Here is a 23,866-nt window from a genome sequence, read left to right on the forward strand (position 1 = left end):
AGCCTACGATTCACTCTCAGCAATGGTTGCTATTAAAAAGGACATGGAGAAATGCAAAAGAAAAATTGATGCCGTTATGATCTTTGGGGCTAAGGTGGATGAAGGTTGCTCGACTGCACACATTGAGGTTCTTTGGGGGACTTGTAAGAATTTAAAGAAACTCCAGGAGCTGGGTTGTGATTTAAATAAAACCAATAAAAAAGGCCATACGGCGGCTTATTTGGTCGCAAAATCTGGACTAATCAAGCAGCTTAAGATTCTTAAATCTTTGGGGGTCGATTTTGAAATAGGTGAAAACGAAGCCACTCCTGCAAATATTGCTGCTGAAATGGGGAATGAGGCAGTCCTTAGATTATTAAAGCAATGGGAAGTGCCCTTAGATAAAGCGGGTCAATTTAGTAGTCCAATCCATGCTGCCGCTTATCACGGTAACCTAATCCTATTAAATTTATTCCACGAATGGGGTTTGAAGATGGATCTAGTCAATCAAGAAGGATGCTTACCCATTCATGCGGCTGCTCAAAATGGACAAATTGAGGCTTTAGAGTTCTTTCACAAGAAAATAGGTCTAACCTTAGATAAACCAGCTAGAGATGGCTCAACAGTAGCACATCTAGCTGCTAGAACAGGTGACTTGGAAATTTTTGAATTGCTCGACGATTTGGATTTGAGGCTGGATACCCCAGACAATAATGGTAGTACTCCAGCTCATGATGCCGTCATATATGGTCAACTGAAAGTCTTGGAAGCTTTTCAACATTGGATGGTGGATATTGATAAACCAATGGATGATCATGGTCCAACAATAATGTACTTAGCTGCCGAGAAGGGGTATTTAGGGATTGTAAAATTCTTAATTAAGCACAGGCCGCATCTGGCTAAAATTCCCGCAATATTTTCCGGTTCGCAGTTTTCTTCAATGATGGCTGAACTTCATAAAGATAAGGGAATAGATTTAAGAATAGCCCAAAAAATTAAGGAACGGGAATTGGCAGGAGATAGTGAGTCGAAAATCAAGATCTTACCCATTGATATTGCTGAGATAATGGAAAATACTGAGATAGTAAAGGAATTACAGAAGCTTGCCCAAGCAGAAGCAATCGCTTCTGAAAAGGGCGCGAATGAAACAGTTAATTCTATGATGAAGGAGAAAAAAAAGGATGATCTTTTTTGTAGTAGGAAAGAAAATGATCAATCGACTGATCATCCTTCAATAGCAACGGAAGGCTACTCCTCAGCGTTTTTCGCTTCTTCTAGAACAGAAAAAGTTGCTAAATCATCATCAGCTAATGGAGCCTATCGTCCACAGCAAAGCGGGTTTTTTTAAGTTCATGGAAAAATAGGCTAATCTTGCGAATTCACGCGGTTTGTTCGCATTGATGCATAAAACCGTTCGGGTTTGCAGCCTCCTCAGCCTGAATGTACTTAACAACCCCCTAAGCTACTGGGATTCGCATAGCTGTACTAGTTTGCTTAGGGCTTATATCAGAGATTGGTTCGCCGCTAATAGAAGAAACGGCTCTTTTAAAGAAAGATAAGGGATAGGTTTTGCCTGCAAAAGCAGTATTGCCATAGGATACTCCAAATTGTTGGTGATTTTCTTGTGTTTTTTGAAAGTCAGATTTTTTTTCAGCGCGATATTCTTCCTTGTCAAAGGGTTTAGAGAGATTTGAAACTTCTGTTGCTAATTCATGTTCGCCCAACAGGCCCAGGTCATCCCAACATTCCTCATTTTGTAGAATTTGTTCTGTAAAGCTATTGAGGTGGGGTTTATGGGGATGGAGTAATGCGAGGCCGCCTAATTTTGTTTTTAGTCGCTCAATATCGAAATCTTGAATTTGTTCTTCGGTCAATAAAGTATGTAATCCAGGGGCTAGTCCTTCTGAGACGCCTTTTTTTTCTTGCACTGTTTTTAGGGCATTTGCATAGTTGCTTTCTTTATTCTCAGGTGAGCTACCATATTTTAATGACACCCAACCGTTTTCAGGGCTGAGTTCCTGTATTTCATCTTTTAAGGCGACAGCACCCACAACAGCTAATATGAAGCCTGCACAATTAAAGCCTTTAGCCCGCCCTTCGTAGTTTGTTCCATATCGAATAAAAGTTAGTGCTAAACTCATTATCCATTTAGGTAGATTAAGCGAGGGAGCTAAGAGGAAGGAACTGAAACCAGAAAGAAAACTCGCCATCGTATAAGGAAAAAATGGTGCTTTGATAGGAGCTGTGTTGCGACGTGCTGCAAATTTTAAGTATTCAAAAACATTGACTGTTTGTGCTTCAGGACTTGTGTCCGGGAGCGTCTCGTTCTCTTCAAGAGTATTTGCCAAACGTTTCTCATCATAAATAACCCCTTGCAACAGCCAACGCTCAGCTTGTTGGGCAATCTCTTCTCCATCCAAGGTTTTGCTACGAATCACTTGGACATCAAGGGTATTGCTATATAAGTTAAAGAAGTTGCCCGTTGCATTCAGCCCAGCGTGCAGATTATAGAGATATTCTAGCGTACTTCTGATTGCTCCGTTACGTCTAAAACCAGTGCCCATATGGATGACATCGCCAATATATTCAGGATTAGGTGCATAAATCGCAACATGATAGGGCTTTCCGTTATGCCTAATTAGAATGATGTCACCACGTTTTAATTCTGAAATTTTCGCCATGAGTTGCTCCATCTAATTTATGGCGAAAATTGTAGTAAAAATTCGTTTTTAGAGAAAGAAATTAGCTTATCATTGTGGCTCGAAATTAATTCGTTCTGATTCATAATAAATTCATTGTTTCATAATTCAACAAAAAAATGTATAATTTTTGGTAAATTTGTTCTTAACTAGTTGATGCTTTATGAGTGTTGCTGAAATCTTTAATTTAGAATATAGAGTCGGTTCTAAAGCCTATATTCTGAGTAAAACGGAATTGTGTTGCATTGACCGCAAGCGAAAAAATAATTTTTCCATCGCCCTTAATGAGATTGACCCCTCCTACATTTACGGTGGTTTTTACTGCCCAATTTTTCTCTTATTCTTCGCCTATATTGCGTTTGGACTAACAGTCCGTGCTGTACAATGGTTTTATGGTAGCCCACAATTTAATTTTTCAGCTAATATCCAGCTTATTTTCTTTCCTTTTATGTTGCTATTAGCTAGCTATCGATTATATAGCCATAACAAAGAACGTGCGGCATTTCGATTTTATTCTCTCCGTGATGGTTCAATGGCGTTTTCACTTCCAATTGATAAAAAAAACAAAGGAAAAACAGAGGCATTTTTACGTGCAATTGTGAGTAGGATTCATCAAATCACTCCGGCGAATGAGCATGTTTTATTTTTGCTTTGTAAGTATGGTTTATTAACGCCTACAGAATCGACTCAATTAGAGGCCTATATTCAACAAGGTCAATCAGAGACGAAATCAAACGTTATCCCTTTTGTGAATTAATAGATGAAAACTTATTTTGAAAGAAATTACTGCTTTTACCACACGAAGATTTCATTTGAAGAAAATGCTGCGCTTTTATTAGAAAGGAAAACGCTGTTGAGTCATGTTAAAGAAAGCATTCCGCTGGTGTCTTTTTCCCCTGAGTCTAAAGTTAGCCGAAAAAACTTATCAATAACCGCCCGATTTTTTTTGACTATAGAGTTATTAATCATCCTAGGGTTTTGTATCACTTTGTTTAGAGCCCCAAGCTATTTATCAGTTATCAATATACCGCTAACTCTAATATTTATTACTATTTTTCTCTTGAGCTCTATTGTTTATTATTTGAGCGTAACCAAGTCTAGGCTTTATTTTTATTATTACAATGACAATCCTGCCTTTCATCTTCTTTATCAAAAAAAGAATTTAGAACAAAGAAAATGGCGGGAGGCATTTAAGACTGCTGTTATTAATGAGCGAGTTAATTTTGATAAAGAGAATTTCATCAAAATAAGAAAAGGAATTGAAAGTCTCAAGAGACAAAATTTAATTAGCAAAGTGTTTTTGGAAGAACTGCATTTTCGACTTCAGTCCTTAGAAAATACCAATATAAGAGAGGTCTAAGAGAGTATCAGTTTACCCTCTTAACTCTCAATTTTTTGATTTCTTATATCATCAAGGCGTTGGGCGTCATTTCGATATAATTGCCTAAGTTTTTGGCAGTGCCACAAATAATGAGCCTGGATGATTGATCGCATTTGCCTCCATACCTGCTTGGTCACCTTCACCTTTATAGATATCCACATGAGCGCCCACAATAGCGCCGCCTGCGTCTTGGGCTATGCACCATGAGGTCGCTTTTTTGCAGCTATAAATAAAACTCATGCCGACAGGAATGACTCTGTGATCGGTAGCACATGAAGCATGTGGGGTTAGAGAAATATTTTCTGAGCCATAGGGCCCACCTTGTTCTTTAGCAAAAAATACAAAGCTCTGATCACGATTTCGCAAGTCGGCGGCTTTATCACGGTTAAGAGGATGATCTAGATATTGACGAATAAGCTTTTCGGATGCAGCACTCAGTTTAATTTCTTTCGACACATTGCAGCGTAATTTTGCCTCATCATGACATTTAGGATCTTTAGCACAACGTTCCATTGTATCAAGGTTGCCACCGCAGGTTGGGTCTTGAGCGCATTGGACTATACGACCAAGCATGGTGCGCGGTCTGCCGTTAGCGCTATCGTAATTGATATGAAATAGTTGATCATCAAGAAGTAATGAACCAGAGCCTTGAAGCATTAAAAAGGCCGGGTCATTGGGGTCTTTAACGTAGCCAATGATGTATTTTGGATCCAAAGCGCCATGATTAATTTCGTCGCGGTCTGGTGCTACAGAGTATTTGCCGTTGGCATGTTTTAGACAAAACCCATGTGCTATTTTAGTCACTGGATCAACTCCGCAAAGAGGCCCTTTCAACTTCAATTTTTTACATTCGGCAGCGACATTCACCACACCAGGGTTACTATAGATTGGATATAAAAAAGTCCCGTCACGTTGACTGCGAGCCTCAATAGCCGCTGGCGCGTAATAGGCGGTAAATTGAAATTGCCCTTTTTTAAAGCCGGCATGGTTTTCAGGCCAACCCTCGCTTTTATACCAATCAAATTCGGTTTTGATGCTTGCTAAATATTTTTGAAAATCTCCTTGGGCAGCCTGTGCCAGAGCGAGCATTTTTTGGTTGGAATTAAGACACCATTCTTGGCGTTTGTATCGATGGCCAGCAATAGTCACTGACTGAAATTCGCCCTGTGTTTTCTTGCAGTTTTCAATCTGATTATTCAATGCTTGGATCACTTCATCCATATTACCAACAGGATTGTCTAAGGGTAGTTCAGCGGCTGAAATTTTATGAAATTTAAAGCGCAGCACACCGGGCTCTTTAGCAGCCATTTTCTGTCTTGTGGTAAAGTCCGCGAGCCTGCGAATATTTAAACAACGCTGGATTGGATCGATAGGCAGAATTGCTTGGGCGACGAGGCTAAAAGTCATTAGTAGAATTATTAAAGCTGATCGAAACATTGCTATCCCTTAGCTAGCAACGGCTGAGCTTTCGTCCAACCATTGATTTGAAATGGTAACAAAGATTATATAGCTTATAGAGCCGTCATCAAAGAGATGAATTTAGATGGACGACGATTGCAATTTTACAAGTGCAATCTTAATAGAGTATTTCACTAATTCATTGAATAATGATACTTATATAATGATTTAATAAGTAAGAGAGGGAACTCAATGAAAATTAGACGTTTAATACTTGATGTTGATAAAGCAAGGGAAAGGCCCACTTTGCTGGACATCACCAAGGCACTCAGCTCACTATCCTTTGTCGAAGCAGTGAATATTACAGTCGAAAACATTGATATCGAAACGGTCGGTACAGAGGTGATTATTGAAGGACAAGATCTCAACTACGAAAAGATCATCAGTACGATTGAGGGAACTGGTGCGGTTGTTCATAGCATTGATCAAATCGTAGCGGGAGAACGTACGATAGAATATATACCTAGAGCCCGTGGGCGATGACTTTATCTAATCTAAAGCAAAAATTGGCTTTGCCTTTAGTTCTCGGTCTATGTGATGGAGTGATAACTGTCTTAACTTTAATAGCTAACCGATTAATTAATTCGGATGGGCTAATTAGCTTCAGTTTTGCAGTGCAAATTTCATTGGTCTCACTGATAACTGGTTTATTTGTTTATTTTATATCCCAATATACAGAACTCCGGCGGGAGTTGCTCCACTTAGAAACAGAGTTAAATCTAACGGAAAGCGGGCGTTTAGCGATGACAAATTTAGGCAAACAAATCATTATTGAATCAGTTGTATTAACAATAATTGGTAGTATAGCCGCATTTTTTGGCTCACTGGTCCCGGTAGTGATTGCCATCTTTGTACAAGGAAACAAGTGGGCTCCTATTTTAGTCGCAGTGGTTATACTCGCTATTTTAGGTCTTTTTCTTGCAAAATTAGTGCGGGGTAACAAAATAATATGGGTTTTATCATTAATAATCAGTGGGCTAGTGGTTTCTTATATTGGTATAAAACTAAATATCGTCCCCTAAGGTCTAGAGCCTTGATTTAGAGCAGCCGTTGCTGTTTCCTCTTTCTGTTCCTTGGCTCTTGTGTTCGTCATAGCATTTCGATACAGGGCAGTGGAATTAAAATGAAGTTTTTCACGTTGCGAAAGCCATTGACTGACTGTCTTAAGTGAACCAACGACTGGTTCAGCAATTTTTTGAAAAACCAATGAGCCATTGGCACTGTTGGTAAAACAAGCCACGGCCTGTTGGGTGTGCAGATTAATGGCTGCGAAATTACGTCCTGTTCCATTATCTCCCCAATGAAAAGCGGTAAAACTGCCATCTGAATTATGTTGTAAGCCAATTCCAAGCCCCCAAGCCAAACGTTCTAAGAGTTCTAGAGAAACTCCTTTTTTAATGGCTTTTTTATCTTTTTTGTCAGCCAAACTGGGAACACTAGGAATCAATACGGCTTCTCCCTCCTCGTTTAATCTCAGCCCAAACATTTCCTTTCTCAGCAATTCGTCGTTCATACATTTCTTTAAAAATTTTCCATAATCTTCAGCTGTTGTGTACAACGAACCGGCGGGTTGAATTTTATAAAATTGTTGGGACAGATTGACTGAACCATCCTGATAATGGCCTATTGCTATAGTCGAAGCATGTTCTGGTGGATGTCCCACGATAGCAGTTATCAGGGATAATTCTCGTGCTTCAATGGGTATAGGTTCCGACCAAAAAAAAGGAGGTATTTGGGCAAAGCGAGCTTTGATTTCTCGAAGACTAGTTTCATCAACTTGGCTGGAATTTTTTTCAGTAAGCTGCACGCTGCCATCGACTGCTCTTTCAGCGACGTATAGTTTATCTTGATGAAAAATAATACTTAGTTGGCCATGTCTATCTAAGGTATTTTTTAATAATTGGCGAAGGTATTCAGCCGTTGGTATTTCTGCCTCATCGGGGAGCTTAATGAGACAACAACCAGTCGGTGGCATGAAACTGCTATTGGTCATGCCTATTTCAGTGAACGCTTCTTGGGCTAAAGTTTCAAGCGATTTGGAACTCACTTTTTTTACAACCTCAGCTAAAAAGCCATAAGCCACAGCTGAGTAATTAAAATTTTCTCCTGCTGCGGAAATATATTTTTCTGATTCTGGAGATTTAAACTCATTAGGTAACCCAGCTTGGTGAGATAAAACAAGACGTGCAGTTAATAACTTATAATTTTCATGCTTTCTCATTTCAGGCGGGCCAAAGCCGGTTTCAGGGACATATTCATGCAAGGGCCTATCTAAATCAAAATCAAATTCTTTTCGCTCAGCCAATTTTATTACCAGATAAGCAAACACTGGTTTGCTCAGTGAGGCGGCTTCAAACACAGTAGTAGCCGTTACTTTTTGAGGGTCTATAAGGTTTGTTACTCCGGCAGTATCTGCTACGGTCTTGCCAGAAGGAGAGGTGAAGGCTACAGCGAGACCTGGTATTTGAGCTTGCTCAATCATCGTTTCTAAGGGATTTTGCATGAAGGCTCCTTAGCTCAGCTAAAAAATTGTAATTACTTTATTCTAATTGTAATCAATATATTGCTATTGGAGTAATTTTTACCTAAGATGTATAAATTTTAATGGAAGCTAATGTCACTAACCGCAACCCAATTTATCAACCTCTATCAAAAAGATCCCAAGGCCGCGCTAAAATGGCTAGAAGAAGCAGAGATGGATTTGGAACAATTGATAAGTTCATCCGCTGATTTTGAGCAATTAATCCAAGTCTATGAAGAGAAAATAAAACGATTTCATAAAAAAATAAGACGATTAAGAACGCCGGAGCACCGAGAGGTCGTTGAGCCTATTGTCGAACTAATTGAGCGTTCAGGCCAGCAATTAGTGGGGTTGTATTCTTCTTTTTCTGAATTTATGGTTTTAGCCCAATTGAGCCCTTTTGCGGCCAGTCATTTGCTTCGACAAGCTCCCGAGAAAGTAGCTCGTTTCTTCACTAATTACGAACAATTCAAAGAATTAGAACAAGTCAATTATCTGCTTGCGAATGAGGTATTTAACCTATTAGAGAAAACTGATTTTTTTCCTAAAGAAGAACAACAGGCTTCGTCGTATTACACCAGCAATTTACCCTTATTCCACACTAAAAAAGCAGCAGAAAAACCTAAAGAAGCTAGGGATTCTAATTCACCACTTGCACTTACCCCAGGCAATACTAGACTGCATGATTTAATGGAATTACAACCTAATGAGAGTATTTTGCGAGCATTTATTCATCAAGTAGGCCGCGCTGAGGCAGAGTTGATGGCTAAGACCTTAAATAATAAAAAAAAATTACCAATTGATTTAGTCGATCTCAGTTCTGAGGGCTGGGATAAAATAATTGCTTTATTATTGCCTCTCACACTGCCTTCTAGATTTAAGCCAATGTCAGAAAAACTCAATTTTGAAGATATACTGGCTGCCTATCAAGTTCCTCGACATAGTTCTCTTGCTGTTAACTTATACCTTGGTGTGGAAGCAGTTAATTATGTACGCGACCAGGTTAAAAAATCTTATTCACATCCAGATAGTAACTCATTAAGTGAGGCTGCTGAAGCTGAGATCATCGAGGAGATCAATGCACTAAGAAAGATATCAAACGACAAAATCTTTTCCTTAGCTTATAGAAATATATTATTTAAAACTAAAACAAAACACCCCGTTCCCGGTTTCAGAAAATATAAATTAACTAAAGAAGGCTATGACCTAATCACCTATTTTGATGCGGAAACCAGCATAGATACAGGGTTAGGAAATTGCTATGAAATGAGTGCGGCAGCAAAATATTTTTTTTATAAGCTTTATTCAGAGAAAGCAAAGTCGGTAAGGATAGTTAATTTTAGTGATCATGTTTTTGTAGTCATCGGTTGTACTTCCGAAAGTCCTGACTATAACGATTGGCCTAAGGATACTATTATCTGCGATCCTTGGAGTGGTGAAGTATTTCCAGCGACAATGATTCCTGAGAAGTTAAAAGGCTTTAAAACCTGCAGTGTACTCCTTAATGATCAATTCGAAGGACGTAGATATAATATTGTAGTTGAACCTAATTTTCATTTGTACCAATTTGAGTTTGATAAGATTTTGAAAGACGTAGGCAAGCGTTTAGTGGCAGTACCAATACACGAGGAACCTGAGGCGCTGAACCCTGTGGTAAAAATGACCTAGCTCATTGTTGCTCAGATAAAGAAATTCATTCTTCAGGGCTGTTATGAATAAATTAAAGAGACCTATCCATCTTTATCCTTTATAAATTTAGAGCTAATTTGATAGCGTGTGTTTCTGCCGCCACCAGGTAATTTTTCTATACAACCTTTTGCAAGCAAATCTGCTAGATGTCTTGTAGCAGTAGCCTTGCTTACTTTAGTAATTTTTTTATATTGTGACGCACTAATGCCATTTGCAAAGCCTTCGGCGCCTTCATCAAACATTCGATTAAGAATATTGCATTGTTCTTTAGACAGTTCTGCATTCTGAAAAAACTGCCAAAATCGACTTTTGGCAAGTGTATGATCAATTTTATTAATTGCGGTTTGTATACTATCTTTCATCGTTTCAAAAAACCAACTCAGCCATGAGGTTATATCAGTTGTATTGCGCTGATTTTTTTCTAATATTCGATAATAATCATTGCGATTAGCCAGAATAGTAGTGGACATGGCGTATAAACGAATGCTTTGCTTATCATCCTGAGCTAGCGCGAGATCGGTTAGAGCACGAGTTATTCGTCCGTTTCCATCCTCAAATGGATGGATAGTTACAAACCAAAAATGGCAAATAGCTGCTCTTAATAAAGGATCTATCATTGGTTCTTTCAAACTTTGATTAAACCAGTTTATAAATTGAGTTAACTCATTCTCTAATCCTGCTCTCGGAGGTGCTTCAAAATGCACAGTAGGTTTATCAATTCGTCCAGAGACAACTTGCATAGGCTCTTCACCTCGTAATTGCCCAGCTCTGACTGAATAAAGGAGAGATCTTGAATCATTAGGAAAGAGCCACTGATGCCATTGCTGTATGCGTTCTAATGATAAAGGAGAATCCAAATTGTCAATGGCATCCAGCATCATTTGTGCTAAACCTTCTGAACGTTCCGTTGTAGGATAAGGCTGTTTTAAATGAAGACCGATTCGTTTTGCCAGTGAAGATCGGACAGATTGAACATTCAATTGTTCCCCTTCAATGGCGGACGATGCAATAATATTTTGTAGCAAAGTATCGAGAGAAGATTCGAGAGTTATCTGGGCGTTTACTGCTCCAGTTTTGCCTAAAAGAACCCCTTGTTTTAATCGTACAGCACGCAATAAGGGTTGAATTATCTGTTCTTGCCAATGAAATTGGGGCCAATCCGCTTGTTGCCAAATCCATTCTATTTGAGTGCTCATAATTAAATCCATCGTGAGCCAATTAATGAATTTATTCGGCTCATTATATGAGTCTAATAGTAGGATTATTCGGCTCAACTATCAAGTCAAATAATGCGTTTATTCGGCTCCTGGTTCTGTTGGAAAAACTGTTATACCCGAGAAGGAGCGAGGGAATTTATTGATAATCAGCGATAAAGAGGCATCATGAGCTTAGAATACAACGAGCTACAGTGCTATAAAAAATCGAAATTGATAGCCATGGAAAGGTGAAATTTTAAATATACCTTGTATTGCAAAGTATATTTATTTTGCTAATATAGTGCGTATGAACACAATAAATAACATAACAACGCAAATTCGTAAGGGTATTTTAGATTTTTTTATTCTCGCTACGTTAAAAAATAAATCAAAATATCCACGAGAAATTATTGAAGAACTTAATCTCTACGGGTTGAACTTAGTCGAAGGGACTATATACCCATTATTTTTAAGGCTTCATAAAAATAAACTTGTTAAGTACGAGTGGATCGAGGCTGCAGGCCATCCACGCAAATATTACAGCTTAACTAACGAAGGAATGGAGGTATTAAAACAACATGAAAAGGAATGGGAAACATTAAATGTCGTATTAAACAAAATCCAGGGTAGAGAATGAGCAATAAAATGACAAACATTAATATATTAGAACATGTTTATACTTGCACCAATGAAGCAGCGCTAAAGTTAGAAAATTACCTCACTAAAATCCAAAAAAAATTTCAACATGAACCAGAAATTATTAGAGATATTGAGCTGGGTCTAATCGAGCAATTAGACTTAATTCTCTCAGGGCGAATCGAAAAGCAAGTAACGCTGGTTGATGTTGAATTTTTAATTCAAAAAATGGGCGATGTTGAATTAATAGACAACCCTAACGCTATCCCCGCAGAGCCTATGTTGGGTAACCAAAATTTATACCGTGATTATGATAATCGAATCATTGCGGGAGTTTGTGCTGGTATTGCAGCTTACTTTAATTTATCAGCTTGGCTTGTGCGTTTTATCTTTATCCTGTGCTTTTTTACTCCAATTCCAGTTGTTATATCCTATTTATTATTATGGTATTTAATACCGCCTGCTTTAACTAAATCAGAAAAACTCAATATGAAAGGTATTCCAGTGAGCATTAATGCCATTGTAAATAATGGACAATACGCTAGAAATAAAATCATTCATTTGGCCAAATTAATTGCAATAATAGCTGCAGCACTAGTTTTTACTATTGCATCAATCGTGTTTATTTGGGTTTTTTTTAGCTTTTAATCGTAACGGGTTTCGCAAAAGTACTTGTTTCTAAAAAAGAGCTAATCACAATTATCATCTAGTTGAGGCGTTTAATGTTGTTGGATTTGAAATTTAAGAGCAGGCGCCGAAGACTAATGAATTGATTCGGCTCCTGGTTCTGTTGGAAAAACTGTTATACCCTAGAAGGAGCTAGGGAGTTTATTGATAGAGGTATCATGAGATTAGACTACAGCGAGTTACAGTGCTATAAACAAATCGAAATTGATAGCCATGGAAAGCTGAAATTTTTCCTCGAAAAACACAGTACTGAAGAAGGGACCTGGGCTAAGCTTTCGCTACAAACGGGAGAAATTGATTTTGTATTCCTAAACGGCCAGGGGCAAGGGTTGTTTCGTACTCGGCTCAACGAAAAGCATCCTCAATTGGAAATTCCTCCTTCAGCATGGCATAAAATTATCCCTGTCAGTGAGCCCTTTAAGGCAACTCTTGAGTTTTATTGCCTACCCCATCGTTATTTCAGTAAAAAATACGGTTTGAACGCTGTGCATACTGATTTGCTGTACGTCTATCAGACTTATTTGCATTCTTTGAGTGATTTATCGATTCTAGATCTAGGCTGTGGTTCGGGTAGAAATTTGCTATATTTAGCAAAAAAGGGACATCGAATTACTGGGATTGATCACCACCAACACCTATTAGAGAGAATTCAAGAGATAGCCAAAAAAGAAGCTTTAGCTGCAGTCAATACATTAATGCACGATTTAAATCAACCTTTGACGCTTGGGCAAGCGCAGTATGATTTAGTGATCGCGACAGTCTCTTTGCAATTTTTAAATGAGCAACGTATTCCAAGTCTGATAGCTGAACTGCAAAAATCGACAAAGAAGGATGGTTATCATTTCCTCGTATTTCCTATTCAATCAGAGCGCTATGAAATGCCAGAGAGCTTTCGTTATCTACCAAAGAAAAAGGAGCTCTATCATGTTTATCAAGACAGTGGCTGGTCTATACTTGAATATAAAGAATCGGTAGGTCATCTGCGCAAGAATGATGAATTGGGAAGACCGCCGCTCTCAGGTTTATTTGGTCTTTTGCTCGCACAAAAAATCGTATAACAGGGAAAGATATGACTTCTAGTCGCCAGGAAGCAATTCAAATTTGCCGTGTTTATACTCTTCCACCGAAGAAAAAAGGGGTATGGATTTTAGTCGATCGACTTTGGCCGCGGGGGCTTAAAAAAGTCAATTTTGCTGTGGATCTATGGTTGAAGGATATCAGCCCAAGTACAATCTTAAGACAATGGTTTCATGAAAACCCCCGCGAGAGATGGCAGGAATTTACAGACCGGTATATCGAAGAATTAAAAAACAAAGATTCCCTGATCAAACAAATCGAGGATAGGGCACAACATACCCCAGTTACTTTGTTTTATGCGGCTAAAGACCCAGTGCATAACCATGCCATCATTCTACAGGAGGTTCTTAAGTCTTGGCCAAATTCCCCTAATCTTGAATCACTGCGTTAAGCTACGGTTCCTAATTCATGTCACATAATGAGGCTTGTTATTTATAACTGTCCTTTCAAATTTTTCTAAAATTCAATATTATCTAAAAGTACTATCTATTTTATGCGAATTATCGTCCATTGAATGGATTAAATTTAGAGTATATTGCACTGCAGCTTCAGCTAAAATGTCGGTGGTATCAATCGTAACTACCCCACAATTAGCTTTATTTAGGACTAAGTGATTAGACTTTTGATTGATTTTGCTTATGCAATTCAAAGCTCCTGGAATTGTGACTCCTACGATTCCTATAGTCGGAACTCTTATTGTGTTGTTTATCTGCTTAAAACTGGCGTTGGAAAAACAGGGTTTCATTTTTTTCTTCCTTTCTAACTCTTAAAATGAGCACATAAAAAACAGTGAAAAGCATAAAACTTACGATAGCAATAGCTATTGCCATCGGCATCTTTTGATCTTTACAATAATTTTCAAAGATACCCTGGTTAATTTCAACTAATCGCTTATTTTCCAAACGCTTCTATTATCTTAGCGACATCTTCATCAACAGAAACAGAATCTATAGTCAGGGTAGCTACTTCTTCAAATAAGCTATCGCGCTCATGATGCTGTTTATCTAGAAATGCTTTTAGATCAGGGATTGGGAGCAAGGGGATGCGCCCGCCTTTCATTCGTTCGAGTTGTACTGCTGTCGTCACCTGTAAATAGACAACAAATTGGGAGGAGAGTAGTTTTCTATTTTCTTCGGTGGCTATCACCGCTTCTTCCAGGACGACTACAATTTGCTTTTTGCTAAGATAGTGTAAAATTATTTCATTTTCACATTGATGAAATGCAGCTTCACCCTGTTTGCCGAGAATGTCATGCAAACTTCGTCCAATGTAACGCTCCAAACTAGGATTGGCATCAATATACTGCCAGCCAAGTTTTTTAGCTAAGGCTTCACTCAATAAAGCTTTTCCAGCTCCCATATGTCCGACGACGAAAATACGCTCAGGTTTGGTCATTTTATATAGCTCCTCGATTCGGTATAGTGATACAAATAATATATCTAATTTGTTTCATAATGAGAGAAAATAATAATGAATATAAGCTTGCATTCTAAAGTATTAAATTTTTTTAGCACTCGGTCTGGGAAAGAAAAAATTCAAACAGGGCGTCTCTCGCAAATAGAGCTTTTTATCTATTTTTATCTCATCATTCTTTTTGATTATTTCGAATTAACCCAGCAAACTTTAGGCATGATTGATAAAACACCACGGCCAATCGATTATCTAAATATTTGGCAAGTTCCTCTATTCGGTGTGATCGGTCTACTATTGTTCTTTTTGGCCAATGGTGGGAGTAAAGGGAATAATTTTCTTAGTAAGTATTTTACTTTCTCTTTTACCGTAGGGATTAAATATTATTTTCTTTATAGCGCTCTTGAACATTTGCCAAATTATTTTCCCGAATTGGCTTCTAATTATTATGAAATCTCAATAAGTATTTTGATAAATATAGTAATGGTAACCAATATTGGGTTAAGAATTTATCAAACTAAGACTTGATAACCGTTCGGACTCCGAGAGTTCTCCCCAGAAATTTGTCGAGCCAAGGGCCAACCTACGATTCAACCATGCAACAATGTTGTTGTTGCTGCGTGTTGATTTGCAGACGAGGATTGAGTATCTGCTTCATCAGCAGAGCTAAAAAAGCGATGACGATTATCAGCTTCATTAGAATCAGATTCTCCCTGTTCTTCGGCTGAATTACTGTTATTTGAATTGTGGGCCGCTGATTGGATTTTCTCTAATTTCTCTTCCAAAAATTTTGCACAATTATCAAAGGATGATTGAAGAAGTGTTCGAATTAAGCTATCTGTTTGGATGAAGCTTTTTTGGTTAAACAATCGCCCAAGTATATCTACTCTATCATGGGCAATAACTTCCCTTAACAATTCGATGTCACATTGTTTTTCTCGTTTCTCAACGGCGGCTATAAGAGCAAGTATTATTTCTTCTTTTTGTTCTTTCTGCTCCCTTTCAAGCTCGGGCATTGAGTTTTGTCTAAGTAGTTCATGCAATACTAATTCAGGGTCAGCTTGGTTTGCTAATAAAAATTGCACCAGTCTAGGTTGATAAGACAGAGCTGCTTTAGCTAGAAGAGTACTCTGACCATGTAATTTCTGATTAATATCAATAAATTGTTTTTTTAGAGCATATTTTATAATAGGGATATGGCCATTTCTCGCAGCTGAAATCATGGCATTTTCCATTGCTTGCTTTTTTCTCGCTTTAAGTTTTTCTAATCCTTTACCTGAAGCAGAAACGGGAATTGTGTTTTGATTACTAAGTCTGATAAAAATGGAAATCACACCGAATGAGGCTGCCATAACAAGATTATTAGGTAAAATACTTAATGACTTAACAATCTCGGCAGAATGAGAGTTCGTTGAGGCTTGGCGTTTATGATGCGCTATAAAATCTTCAATCCCCCTTAGCATATACATTTGTCCGCTGCGAATAATGCTAGAGTATAATTGGTGAAATTTCGTAACATTTTGAGTAGCCGGATTGTCTGGGGAGTTTAAAAGTTCGATCAACAAATCCCAATGCCCGGCTTCGGCTGCTAGGAGAGTAGTTTTAAAAACATCTGTTTGTTCTTGAGGGGATATTGCCCAAGAAAGAAGTTCTAACTCCTTCTCTGTTTCCGGTTCTGCGAGACTTGGTTCTTGTTCGGTTTTTGCCTGTATTTTTTGCTGACTAAGAGAATAAAAATACTCTAAAATAGTTCGTTGGTTCAATCGTATTGCGGTTTTAATTAAGACGAGATTATCTGCTTTTAAGTCCTCAATACAGATATTCACTCTGCGAAGGCCATCAATATTTCCTGTTGCAATTAAAAAAATGAGTTGTTGGGTTTCTGGTTCTAAATATCCATATTGTTCGATGTAGAGAGGAAGAAACGCTTTTTGCCAATTAAAATCCCCGGGTAAAGGCGAGGGGAAATCTTTAGGGAAAAAGGTGATAAATAAATTTTTCCAAAATAAGTTATCATTGACTAAAGCGCGAAATTGAGAATTTACCAATTCCAGAGTTTTAAGATTTTTAATTAGAGAGTATGGGTCAAGAAAGGACAGGATATAAAGCCAGATTTCGTTAGATAATTCTGGAATACCCTCATTATCTTTCCCGCCTTTTTCACTCATTTCTTTCATGGTTATCTCAAGCTATAAAAGGTTTTAATTTTGCCATTTTGATCAAGCAAATGCCAGTGAATATTTTGTATCCCTCGGATTCCAAAATGGAAACAATACCGGAAAAGTTTGAACGATTAAATTAGCCTAGTTATTTGTATGAAGCTAAGGTTGGGTTTTAGCCCATAGCCGTCAGGCTAAAGCTGTTTTAGCTTATAATTCGGTTTTCTAGTCTAACAATTAAGTCTTCGGGCTCTGAGGTATTCCCACGAAATGAGGATCTAAGGAATTTGTATTCATTTTATTCCGTTCAGCCTGAGGAGAACGCATGGCGTGCGTCTCGAAGGCCTGTCCTGAAGCTCTCGAAGGGGGAGCGCTTTTGCGACACTTCGAGACAGCGCTGCGCGCTTCCTCAGTGCGAACGGTATTAACAAAACTAAACAGACTGTTTAATTTCGTGGGGATACCTCTCAGTTCGGGCTGAGGAGGCGCTTGCGCTGTCTCGAAGCCTCCCATCAGGACTGGCAAGGCTTCGGAGACGGCCTGTCGGCTTCGCGCATCCTGAGGCTCTCGAAGGGCTCAGCCCTAACGAAGCAGATAAATCCTCATAGCCTGGCGGCTATGGTTTTGACAAATTCGTTCCGAGACCTACTCTTTTCTTCTTCTTCTTCTTCTTCTGCTAACCGTTCGGGCTGAGGAGGCGCTTGCGCTGTCTCGAAGCCTCCCATCAGAACTGGCAAGGTTTCGAGACGGCCTGTCGGCTTCGCGCATCCTGAGGCTCTCGAAGGACTCAACCGGAACGAAGCAGATAAATCCTCATAGCCTGTCAGCTAGGGGTTTGACAAATTCGTTCCGAGGCCTAATCCTTTCTTTTGTGTTTCTGCCCGTTGATTTTCAGTGGAAGCTGCCGTAGAGGAGCCAAAAAAACGATGAGCGTTATCAGCATTTGTGTTCGAAGTGGGTGCTACTGGCTCGGCTGAATCAGAGCTACTTGTTCCAGGTGCACGTTGAGCCGGAGCCGGCTTCGATTGCGTCGACTCTAATTTATCTTTCAAAAAAGTTGCGCAAGGCTCGGTAGCTTGTTGAAGAAGTGTTTGGATTATATCTGTATTAATGAAAGTCTCTTGAGCGAAACTAAACAATCGTTCAAGCAGATCTAGTCTATTGTGGCGAACAACAACCTTTAGCAAATCAGCGCTATTTAACGTCCCTCGTTTCTCAAGTGCTTCTAAAAGGATGGTTATCATTTTTTCACGCTGATTTTTTTGCTCATCTGCAGGCGAGAAATCGAGTAATGAAGTGAGTGCTGCTTCAGGATCGGCTTGGTTAGCCAATAAGAGTTGCACTAATGCGGAGTGATGAAATAGCGCTGCTCTAGTTAAAAGAATATTGCCAAATCCTGGCTTAATGTTATTAATTAATCCTTTTTTTAGGGCATCTTTTATAAAGGAGGCATAGCCTTTTTCAGCGGCTGAAAACAGGGCTGTTTCCATGGCTAGCCCCCACTTTCTTTTCGCTAGATCTACTTTTCCTCTGAGAGGTTCAACTTCTTCGTTCGCGGAGGAGTCTATTGCAGCTTTCAATGCTTGTTCTTGTTGAACTAATTCTTGGTGCAACTGACTACAGAGTCTACTGAGAATGGGAAAAGCATCGTCTGAGGCTATGAGGTTAAGCATATTAGGTAACTCACATGCTGGCTCAATAGCTTTTTTGAAATTTGAACTCCCTGGGTTTAATTTCTGATAGTTGACAATAAAATGCTCAAGACCTTTCATCATATACCTTTGTCTACTGCGAATGACGCTTGTAAGTAGTTGTTGGAATTTAGAAAAGTTCTCGGTAGCTGGATTTTTTGGAGAATTTAGAAGCTCTAGGCACAAATCCAAAAGACCGGCTTCTGCTGCTAGTAGGGTGCTCTCAAAAATATCGGTTGATTCCCTATTAAATAGGGCCCAGTGCAAGAGTCGTTGCCCATGATCTGTTTCCCCTTTTGCGAGATCTGTTTTTACTGGTTGCCCTTGCTGGCTAATGGAATAAAAATACACTAAAACGGGTTGTTGGTTCAATCGAATTGCGGTTTTAATTAAAACGAGATTATCTGCTTTTAAGTCTTCAATACTGATATTTAGGGTCTGAATGGTGTCAAGATCCCCTGCCACTATTAAGGCAATGAGTTTTCGGGTTTCAGGTTTTAAAAGTCCAAATTGCTCCGTGTACAGAGTAATAAATTCTTTTTTCCAGTTAAAATTGTTAGGTAAAGGAGAAGGAAGATCTTTAGGGAAAAATGAGCGATATAAACGTTCCCAGATCAACTTGTCATTGACTAAAGCGCGAAACTTACTGCTTACCAATTCTGTTTGGAAGAGTGATTCAGGGTCATTAAATGACAGAATATGGAACCAAATCTCATCGGGTAATTCTGGAAGATCTATCGATTGAGATCCATTATTACCGCTGTGCTCAGCGGGAGTAACTGGTTTTTCTTCAGCTGAATAAGAGCTGCTTGATCCAGAGGTACTTTGAGAGGGCTGTGATTGCGCTTGCTTTAATTGATCTTTCAAAAATTGTTCACAATTCTTACCAGATTGTTGGAGCAGTGTTTGAATGGTGTGCATTTTGATCAATCTTCCTTGATCTAAATTAAACAAGCGCTCAAGAAGATCTAACCTATCATTGTTAATGACAGCAGTTAATAACTCAGTCCCATGCAGTATCCCTCGCTGTTCAAGGGCTTGCCAAAGGGTATCTAGCATTTCTTCGTGTTGAGCCTTGCCTTTACTTTCAGGCTCGACCATGGAGTCTATGAGGTTTGAGGTTAGTAGTTGAGCAAGTGCTACTTCAGGATCAGCCTGATTAGCTAATAAATACTGCACCGTATCAAATTGGTAAAATAGAGCCGCCTTTGATAAAAGAGTAGCATTATGACGTAGTCTTTGTTCGACGCTAATAAACTGCTTCTGTAGGGCATATTTTATGATATGAATATGGCCGTTCTCGGCGGCTGGAATCAGGGCTTCACCCATTGTCTGAGCAACTACATCCCTTTCTGTTTTCAGGTGTCTTGCAATCCATTTATTTCTTAGAGGGGAAGAAGCATTTGCTGCATTCAATTGTTTTTCTATTTGAGTCCATGTTGCCTGCCGTTGTTCGGAAAATCGTCTGAAAATGGGGAAAATACCCAATGAGGCTGCAATTTTATCTTCAGGCTCTGAAGAACGTAAATACTCGATGATATCGGCAATACTAAGGGAATCTGGCTCCGTTGATGCCTGGCTTCTAAGCTGTTCTAAAAAATTTTCAAAACCTCTCAGCATGTACATTTGCCCGCTGCATATAACACTAGCCTTAAGTTGCCTAAATCCTATTAAGTTCTGGGTGGTTGGATTTTCTGAAGAATTAAGAAGTTCTAATAGTAAATCCAAAAGACCGGCTTCGGCTGCAAAACTTATATTCTTTGCTTTAGAATAATTGGCTTGTCCTCTATTTCGTAATACTGCCCAACGAAGAAGTTCTAATTCGTGATTTGTTGTTGCTTCGAATTCATGCTCACTAAGGGAATAAAAATGCTCTAAAATGGCCTGTCGATTCAATCGTGTTGCGGTTTTAATCAAGACGAGACTATCTGCTTTTAAATCTTCAATACTGATATTAAGTGTCCGAATGGTGGCAAGATCCCCTGTCACTATTAAAGCAATGAGTTTTCGGGTTTCAGGGTTTAAAAGTCCAAATTGCTCAAAGTACAGAGTAGTAAATTCTTTTTTCCAGTTAAAATCGTCAGGTAAGGGATCCGGACGCTCTTGAGGAAAAAAAGAGAGAAATAACTTTTCCCAAAGGGAAATGTCACTGATTAAATCGCGGAACTTGCTGCTCACCAATTCTGTGTTAAGGAGTGATTCAAGATCAAGAAATGAGAAAATATGAAGCCAAAGTTCATCGGGTAATTCTGGGTTAGCTGTGAGTTGATTTCTTTCATTATCGGTATTTTCTATTAGGTCTCTCATGATGATCTCTGTCTAAAAAAAGCGGCTAATTTGCCATTTTGATTGAATTAAATACAGAGAATATTTAATGCCTGCAGGATTCCAAAATGGAAGTAATGAGGGTTAAGCTTTAGATAAGGTATTGGTCGAGCCAAGGCCCGACCTATCACTAACTAAATGTGACTGTGTGGTTCTGCTGCTTTTGTTGTTCAGAAGTGGATTGCGGATTGGCGGCCTCTGAAGAATCAAAAAAAAGATTAGGATTATCAGCATTCGTGCTGGTAGTAGGGGCAACGACAGCGCTTAATTTTTCTCGTTCATCGATTGCTTGCTGAAGTATAGATTTCATTTCTTCATAGTGGGGTTTGTTTTCTCGGATTGAAGAACTAAACCTTATTAGCTCATCAAGTGCCAACTTTGGATCAGCCTGGTTAGCTAATAAAAATTGCACCAGTTTAGGCTGATAGTAGTAAGCTGCTGTCGATAAAAGAGTCCTTCCATCTAATTGTTGATTAATGCGAACAAATTGCTGCTCTAAGGCATATTTGATAATAGGAATATGGCCATTCTTGACAGCTGAAACGAGGGCTGTTTCTAGCGTGTTAGTAAAATGAAATTTTTTTATATCCCTGCTTCTTTTGAGGCATTCAATCTTTTCGGTTCGGGCAGAAGAAGCTATTGCATTATTCAATTCCTGTTCGTTTTGAATTAATTCTTGATGTAATTGATGACTTAATTTGATGAAAATGGAGGTCGCACCCTTTGAAGCTGCAATACTAATGGCTTTAGATAAATAACACTTCACTACACCGCCAATCCGAGCGGTACTGGGGGTCGCTAAGGTCATGGCTTGATGCCTAACCATAAAATTATTAAGCCTTTTCAACATATACATTTGCTCGCTGCGGATAACGCTAGAGTAGAGTTCGCGGAATAATTTATAATTTCGGAGCACTGGGTTTTCTGGTGTGTTGAGTAGTGTGAATAATAAATCCCAACGACCGGCTTCAGCGGCTAGGCAGGTAGCGTCTGATACAAAAACTTCTCCCCTAGGCTGTAATACCGCCCAACGAAGAAGCTTAAACTCTTGCTCCATTTCCTTTTTTTCCTGCGCTGATTCTGTTGCTGCTTGTGCTGATTCTATTCTTGCTTGATATAGGGAATAAAAATACTCCAGGATGTCGCGTTGGTTTAATCGAGTTGCGGTTTTAATCAAGACAAGATTATCTGCTTTTAAATCCTCAATACTAATATTCGACTTTTGAATTCTGTCAATATCCCCTGCCACAATCAACGCAATGAGTTTTTGAGTTTCGGGTCTTAGGAATCCATATTGTTGGGTATATAGAGTAACGAATTCTTTTTTCCAGTTAAAATCCTCGGGTAATGGCGAGGGGAGATCTTGGGGGAAAAAGGAGATGAATAAATTTTCCCAAAACAAACGGTCATTGATTAAATCGCGAAACGTAGTATTAACCAGCTCCAAGTTTTTAAAGTGTTTAATAAACCACTCAAGGTCAAGTAATGACAGAATATGAGACCAAACTTCAGAAGGAAGCTCTATAGGCTGATCTCTTTCATTGCCGGTAGGTTCTATTGGATTTCTCATGATTATCTCTGTCTATAAAAGCGTATAATTTGCCATTTTGAGCAAATAAATCACAGAGAATATTTGAGGTCTCTTGGATTCCAAAATGGAATTAGCGGAGAGCTAGATTCGGTTGGAATAATGAATTTGTCGAGCCAAAGCCGCAACTTACCAACTGATTATAAAAATGGTTAATCCGCCATTCTTTTGCCCTTGCTGCGAAGGCAGGAATCCATTCAGTGCTTCCATTGTAGACGGATGACCTGTTGTTGCGGGGATTGGCAGGTTATCTATCCCTAATATTAGGAAACCCCAGCCTTCTTAGTGGCATCGACATCTGGATTGGTATCAGTGGATAGAGAGTAGTCAAGGTTGGGCGATCCAAGAAAACGATAAGGACTCCTAGCCTCTGGGCTAGAAACGGATGTTTGCCCTTCGGCAGCGGGTTCTACCGCTGTTGCCCATTGCGCTTGTTCTAATTGCCCTATCAAAAACTTTTTACAATCACCATAAGCCTGTTGAAGCAGTGCTTGAAAAAGGGCGCTGTTTTCGTTTAAATTTTGTTTAAAATCATGAAGTTGATATTTTAAGATATACTCTATAAAAGCAATCTGTCCACTCTTTATCGCTGAAATTATAACGGTTTGCATGGTATGATCAAATTCAGCTTTTGCGTTTTCGACATCCTCTTTGAGGGCGTTAATCGCTTCAATTGAAGAGAAAGAGGCTCTTGCTTTATCCAATTGTCGTTCTTTTAGATCTAATTCTTCACGTAATTGATTGTAGAGTAAGCGGAAAATGGGGATAACACCACATGAGGCTGCAATCTCAATGGTTTTAGGTAACATCTTGGCTAAAGTGTCAATTCGAGCTGAGTATGAGCTTGTTGAGGCTTGGCTTTTATGAAGAGTTATAAAATCATTAAAAGCTCTCATTATAGGTATTTGCCCACTGAGAATGACCTTAGAATGAAGTTGGAAGAGGAAAGAGGCGTTCAGCAGGAATCGGTTTTCTGGATGCTTTAAAAGCGCTTGTAAGGTATCCAAAAAACCAGCTTCAACTGCCACTAGTTTGTCCGTTAAAGGACTTTCTTGCCATTGATTTCTTGATACTGCCCAGGAAAGAAGTCCCAGCTCATCTTGCTGCCTAGACGCTTCGCTTGCCTGCTGACTTATAAAATAAAAATACTCTAAAATATCTTGCTGCTTTAAGCGGGTTGCGGTTTTAATCAAGACAAGATTATTTGCTTTTAAGTCCTCAATACTGATAGTTAAGGTCCGAATGGTAGCCAGATCATTGTTTGCAATTAAAAAGATGAGCTTTCGGGTGTCAGGGGGTAAAAATCCATACTGTTCGAGGTAGAGGTTAATAAATTCATTTTTCCACTTAAAATTCTCAGGTATAGGAGA

20 protein-coding genes are annotated in these 23,866 nt (G+C 38.9%); 11 read left to right on the top strand and 9 right to left on the bottom strand.

The window, feature by feature from the left end; translation table 11 throughout:
• A partial coding sequence (locus Lnau_RS09175; protein WP_162263190.1) for an ankyrin repeat domain-containing protein occupies positions 1-1,327 on the top strand: 1,327 nt, incomplete at its 5' end.
• A 109-nt stretch (positions 1,328-1,436) separates the two neighbouring features.
• On the opposite strand, the gene Lnau_RS09180 is transcribed toward Lnau_RS09175, so the two are convergent.
• Positions 1,437-2,660 (bottom strand): C40 family peptidase, encoded by a 1,224-nt coding sequence (locus Lnau_RS09180; protein ID WP_058504875.1) that lies wholly within the window; start codon positions 2,658-2,660, stop codon positions 1,437-1,439.
• Positions 2,661-2,841: 181 nt separating this feature from the next.
• Between Lnau_RS09180 and Lnau_RS09185 the strand changes: the two genes are divergently transcribed.
• Both Lnau_RS09185 and Lnau_RS09190 read left to right on the top strand, forming a co-directional pair.
• The gene (locus Lnau_RS09185; protein WP_058504876.1) at positions 2,842-3,435 is read left to right on the top strand and encodes a hypothetical protein; all 594 of its coding nucleotides are present in this window, start codon (positions 2,842-2,844) and stop codon (positions 3,433-3,435) included.
• A 3-nt stretch (positions 3,436-3,438) separates the two neighbouring features.
• Positions 3,439-4,038, top strand: a complete 600-nt coding sequence (locus tag Lnau_RS09190) for a hypothetical protein (protein WP_058504877.1) — start codon at positions 3,439-3,441, stop codon at positions 4,036-4,038.
• Between the two features lie 84 nt (positions 4,039-4,122).
• Here Lnau_RS09190 and Lnau_RS09195 read toward each other — a convergent pair whose 3' ends face one another.
• A complete protein-coding gene (locus Lnau_RS09195) occupies positions 4,123-5,496 on the bottom strand; it encodes an MltA domain-containing protein (protein WP_058504878.1) in 1,374 nt (457 codons plus the stop codon).
• A gap of 213 nt (positions 5,497-5,709) precedes the next feature.
• Between Lnau_RS09195 and Lnau_RS09200 the strand changes: the two genes are divergently transcribed.
• Together Lnau_RS09200 and Lnau_RS09205 are read left to right on the top strand one after the other, a co-directional pair.
• The gene (locus Lnau_RS09200) at positions 5,710-6,000 is read left to right on the top strand and encodes a DUF211 domain-containing protein (RefSeq protein ID WP_058504879.1); all 291 of its coding nucleotides are present in this window, start codon (positions 5,710-5,712) and stop codon (positions 5,998-6,000) included.
• The gene (locus tag Lnau_RS09205) at positions 5,997-6,539 is read left to right on the top strand and encodes a hypothetical protein (RefSeq protein ID WP_058504880.1); all 543 of its coding nucleotides are present in this window, start codon (positions 5,997-5,999) and stop codon (positions 6,537-6,539) included. The genes Lnau_RS09200 and Lnau_RS09205 overlap by 4 nt, the downstream gene beginning before the upstream one ends.
• Here Lnau_RS09205 and Lnau_RS09210 read toward each other — a convergent pair.
• On the bottom strand, positions 6,536-8,020 hold the full coding sequence (locus Lnau_RS09210) for a serine hydrolase domain-containing protein (RefSeq protein WP_058504881.1): 1,485 nt from the start codon (positions 8,018-8,020) through the stop codon (positions 6,536-6,538). The two genes, Lnau_RS09205 and Lnau_RS09210, sit on opposite strands and share 4 nt — an antisense overlap.
• 111 nt (positions 8,021-8,131) lie before the next feature.
• Here Lnau_RS09210 and Lnau_RS09215 point away from each other — a divergent pair, with 111 nt between their 5' ends.
• Positions 8,132-9,706, top strand: a complete 1,575-nt coding sequence (locus Lnau_RS09215) for a hypothetical protein (RefSeq protein WP_058504882.1) — start codon at positions 8,132-8,134, stop codon at positions 9,704-9,706.
• Between the two features lie 62 nt (positions 9,707-9,768).
• On the opposite strand, the gene Lnau_RS09220 is transcribed toward Lnau_RS09215, so the two are convergent.
• Positions 9,769-10,923 carry a Fic family protein gene (locus Lnau_RS09220; RefSeq protein ID WP_058504883.1) on the bottom strand — a complete coding sequence of 385 codons (1,155 nt, stop codon included), beginning with the start codon at positions 10,921-10,923 and terminating at the stop codon, positions 9,769-9,771.
• A 307-nt stretch (positions 10,924-11,230) separates the two neighbouring features.
• Between Lnau_RS09220 and Lnau_RS09225 the strand changes: the two genes are divergently transcribed.
• The 4 genes from Lnau_RS09225 to Lnau_RS09240 all read left to right on the top strand — a co-directional run bounded on the left by Lnau_RS09225 (position 11,231) and on the right by Lnau_RS09240 (position 13,714).
• Positions 11,231-11,560: a PadR family transcriptional regulator gene (locus tag Lnau_RS09225; protein ID WP_058504884.1), complete on the top strand. Its 330-nt coding sequence runs from the start codon at positions 11,231-11,233 to the stop codon at positions 11,558-11,560.
• An 8-nt stretch (positions 11,561-11,568) separates the two neighbouring features.
• Entirely contained in the window at positions 11,569-12,207 is a 639-nt protein-coding gene (locus Lnau_RS09230; protein ID WP_162263191.1) for a PspC domain-containing protein, read from the top strand.
• Between the two features lie 197 nt (positions 12,208-12,404).
• Positions 12,405-13,304: an SAM-dependent methyltransferase TehB gene (gene tehB, locus Lnau_RS09235; RefSeq protein ID WP_058504886.1), complete on the top strand. Its 900-nt coding sequence runs from the start codon at positions 12,405-12,407 to the stop codon at positions 13,302-13,304.
• 11 nt (positions 13,305-13,315) lie between these two features.
• Positions 13,316-13,714, top strand: a complete 399-nt coding sequence (locus tag Lnau_RS09240; RefSeq protein ID WP_058504887.1) for a DUF488 domain-containing protein — start codon at positions 13,316-13,318, stop codon at positions 13,712-13,714.
• Between the two features lie 500 nt (positions 13,715-14,214).
• Here the strand turns inward: Lnau_RS09240 and Lnau_RS09255 are convergent, their stop codons facing one another.
• Positions 14,215-14,718 carry a shikimate kinase gene (locus tag Lnau_RS09255; RefSeq protein WP_058504890.1) on the bottom strand — a complete coding sequence of 168 codons (504 nt, stop codon included), beginning with the start codon at positions 14,716-14,718 and terminating at the stop codon, positions 14,215-14,217.
• Between the two features lie 75 nt (positions 14,719-14,793).
• Here Lnau_RS09255 and Lnau_RS09260 point away from each other — a divergent pair, with 75 nt between their 5' ends.
• Positions 14,794-15,261 carry a hypothetical protein gene (locus tag Lnau_RS09260; RefSeq protein WP_058504891.1) on the top strand — a complete coding sequence of 156 codons (468 nt, stop codon included), beginning with the start codon at positions 14,794-14,796 and terminating at the stop codon, positions 15,259-15,261.
• Positions 15,262-15,323: 62 nt separating this feature from the next.
• Here the strand turns inward: Lnau_RS09260 and Lnau_RS09265 are convergent, their stop codons facing one another.
• The 4 genes from Lnau_RS09265 to Lnau_RS16665 form a co-directional block, all read right to left on the bottom strand.
• Positions 15,324-16,910: an ankyrin repeat domain-containing protein gene (locus Lnau_RS09265; protein ID WP_058504892.1), complete on the bottom strand. Its 1,587-nt coding sequence runs from the start codon at positions 16,908-16,910 to the stop codon at positions 15,324-15,326.
• Between the two features lie 809 nt (positions 16,911-17,719).
• Entirely contained in the window at positions 17,720-20,890 is a 3,171-nt protein-coding gene (locus Lnau_RS09275) for an F-box-like domain-containing protein (protein ID WP_058504894.1), read from the bottom strand.
• A 148-nt stretch (positions 20,891-21,038) separates the two neighbouring features.
• Positions 21,039-22,478 carry an ankyrin repeat domain-containing protein gene (locus tag Lnau_RS09280; RefSeq protein ID WP_058504895.1) on the bottom strand — a complete coding sequence of 480 codons (1,440 nt, stop codon included), beginning with the start codon at positions 22,476-22,478 and terminating at the stop codon, positions 21,039-21,041.
• A gap of 281 nt (positions 22,479-22,759) precedes the next feature.
• Positions 22,760-23,866 (bottom strand): hypothetical protein (locus Lnau_RS16665; protein ID WP_193786804.1); only part of this gene is annotated, 1,107 nt, incomplete at its 5' end.

Origin of the sequence: Legionella nautarum (genome assembly GCF_001467895.1) — a bacterium.
Classification (GTDB): domain Bacteria; phylum Pseudomonadota; class Gammaproteobacteria; order Legionellales; family Legionellaceae; genus Tatlockia; species Tatlockia nautarum.

Bases quoted from the DNA above. Each gene is read 5' to 3' on its own strand.
- Lnau_RS09220 (WP_058504883.1), bottom strand. From the start codon at position 10,923: ATGAGCACTCAAATAGAATGGATTTGGCAACAAGCGGATTGGCCCCAA.
- Lnau_RS09280 (WP_058504895.1), bottom strand. From the start codon at position 22,478: ATGAGAAATCCAATAGAACCTACCGGCAATGAAAGAGATCAGCCTATA.
- Lnau_RS09260 (WP_058504891.1), top strand. From the start codon at position 14,794: ATGAATATAAGCTTGCATTCTAAAGTATTAAATTTTTTTAGCACTCGG.
- Lnau_RS09255 (WP_058504890.1), bottom strand. From the start codon at position 14,718: ATGACCAAACCTGAGCGTATTTTCGTCGTCGGACATATGGGAGCTGGA.
- Lnau_RS09180 (WP_058504875.1), bottom strand. From the start codon at position 2,660: ATGGCGAAAATTTCAGAATTAAAACGTGGTGACATCATTCTAATTAGG.
- Lnau_RS09230 (WP_162263191.1), top strand. From the start codon at position 11,569: ATGACAAACATTAATATATTAGAACATGTTTATACTTGCACCAATGAA.
- Lnau_RS09200 (WP_058504879.1), top strand. From the start codon at position 5,710: ATGAAAATTAGACGTTTAATACTTGATGTTGATAAAGCAAGGGAAAGG.
- Lnau_RS09225 (WP_058504884.1), top strand. From the start codon at position 11,231: ATGAACACAATAAATAACATAACAACGCAAATTCGTAAGGGTATTTTA.
- Lnau_RS09195 (WP_058504878.1), bottom strand. From the start codon at position 5,496: ATGTTTCGATCAGCTTTAATAATTCTACTAATGACTTTTAGCCTCGTC.
- Lnau_RS09185 (WP_058504876.1), top strand. From the start codon at position 2,842: ATGAGTGTTGCTGAAATCTTTAATTTAGAATATAGAGTCGGTTCTAAA.
- Lnau_RS09265 (WP_058504892.1), bottom strand. From the start codon at position 16,910: ATGAAAGAAATGAGTGAAAAAGGCGGGAAAGATAATGAGGGTATTCCA.
- Lnau_RS09210 (WP_058504881.1), bottom strand. From the start codon at position 8,020: ATGCAAAATCCCTTAGAAACGATGATTGAGCAAGCTCAAATACCAGGT.
- Lnau_RS09205 (WP_058504880.1), top strand. From the start codon at position 5,997: ATGACTTTATCTAATCTAAAGCAAAAATTGGCTTTGCCTTTAGTTCTC.
- Lnau_RS09215 (WP_058504882.1), top strand. From the start codon at position 8,132: ATGTCACTAACCGCAACCCAATTTATCAACCTCTATCAAAAAGATCCC.
- Lnau_RS09190 (WP_058504877.1), top strand. From the start codon at position 3,439: ATGAAAACTTATTTTGAAAGAAATTACTGCTTTTACCACACGAAGATT.
- tehB (WP_058504886.1), top strand. From the start codon at position 12,405: ATGAGATTAGACTACAGCGAGTTACAGTGCTATAAACAAATCGAAATT.
- Lnau_RS09240 (WP_058504887.1), top strand. From the start codon at position 13,316: ATGACTTCTAGTCGCCAGGAAGCAATTCAAATTTGCCGTGTTTATACT.
- Lnau_RS09275 (WP_058504894.1), bottom strand. From the start codon at position 20,890: ATGAGAGACCTAATAGAAAATACCGATAATGAAAGAAATCAACTCACA.